The following is a 1,157-nucleotide window of genomic DNA, read 5'->3' as shown; positions in this document are numbered from 1 at the left end:
TCGGGCGCTTGATAAAGGAGAGCAAGATGGACTTGAACAAGTTCACTGAGCGTGCACGCGGTTTCGTGCAGGCGGCGCAGACGATTGCGATGCGCGAAGGGCATCAGCGGCTGGTGCCAGAGCACATTCTGAAAGCATTGATGGATGATGATCAGGGGCTGGCGAGCAACCTGATCTCCCGCGCGGGCGGCGCTCCGGCGCGCGTGGTTGAGGCTGTCGAGGCTGCTGTTGCCAAGCAGGCGAAGGTGAGCGGAGACGCGGCGCAGATCTATTTGGACGGCCAGACTGCCAAGGTGTTGGACGAGGCTGCCAGGATTGCCGAGAAGGCAGGCGACAGCTTTGTGCCGGTTGAACGCCTGCTGATGGCGCTGTGCATGGTAAAGTCCAAGGCGAAGGACGCCCTGGAAGCCGGTGCTGTCTCTGCACAGAAGCTGAATGAGGCGATCAATGACATCCGCAAGGGACGCACCGCTGACTCCGCCACCGCTGAGGAAGGCTATGATGCGCTGAAGAAATACGCCCGTGACCTGACCGAGGCGGCGCGGGAGGGAAAGATCGACCCGATCATCGGGCGGGATGAGGAAATCCGCCGTTCGATGCAGGTGCTGTCGCGCCGGACCAAGAACAATCCGGTGCTGATCGGTGAGCCGGGCGTCGGTAAGACCGCGATTGCCGAGGGCATGGCGCTGCGCATCATCAATGGCGATGTGCCGGAGTCCTTGCGTGACAAGAAGCTGCTGTCGCTGGATATGGGCGCGCTGATTGCCGGTGCGAAGTACCGCGGCGAGTTTGAGGAGCGCCTGAAGGCGGTGCTGACCGAAGTGACCGAAGCCGCCGGTGAGATCATTCTGTTCATCGACGAGATGCACACGCTGGTCGGCGCCGGCAAATCCGACGGCGCGATGGATGCCGCCAACCTGATCAAGCCGGCGCTGGCGCGCGGCGAGCTGCATTGTGTCGGCGCGACCACTCTGGATGAATACCGCAAGTATGTGGAGAAGGACGCGGCGCTGGCCCGCCGGTTCCAGCCGGTGATGGTGACCGAGCCGACGGTGGAAGACACTGTTTCTATCCTGCGCGGCATCAAGGAGAAGTATGAGCTGCACCACGGGGTGCGGATTGCCGATGCGGCGCTGGTCGCAGCGGCGACCCTGTCG

General features: G+C 62.8%; 1 protein-coding gene. It reads left to right on the top strand.

The features are described from left to right. Window positions 1-26 precede the first annotated feature (26 nt). The coding region (locus A2I95_RS40540; protein WP_291737965.1) for a Clp protease N-terminal domain-containing protein at window positions 27-1,157 on the top strand (1,131 nt) is incomplete at its 3' end.

Source organism: Leisingera sp. F5 (assembly GCF_001593695.1).
Note: the sequence above shows the minus strand (reverse complement) of the source record. Positions and strands in the feature narration are given on the sequence as shown.